1 pseudogene is annotated in these 239 nt (G+C 71.5%); it reads left to right on the top strand.

Annotated elements, in window-relative coordinates:
- Positions 1 to 37: 37 nt before the first annotated feature.
- Positions 38 to 239 (top strand): annotated as a pseudogene (locus KVT44_RS56880) (ABC transporter permease); the annotation flags it as partial.

The following is a 239-nucleotide window of genomic DNA, read 5'->3' on the forward strand; positions in this document are numbered from 1 at the left end:
TGGCCTGGCACCAGACGGTGCGCGGGGAGGTGACGGTGTGAGGCCCTTCCTGCTGCGGCTGCTCTCCGACGTCGCGTTGCCCGCGCTGCTCGTCGCGGTCTGGTGGCTGGCGACCGACGGCAGTACGAACGTGTACTGGCCACCGCTGCGCACGACCCTCAGGACCTTCCCGGACGTCTGGACGAGCGAGCGGCTGCGCTCCGACCACGTGCCCAGCGTGCTGCGGCTGCTCGCCGGTT

Source organism: Streptomyces sp. GbtcB7 (assembly GCF_019091445.1).
GTDB classification, from domain to species: Bacteria; Actinomycetota; Actinomycetes; order Streptomycetales; family Streptomycetaceae; genus Streptomyces; species Streptomyces mirabilis.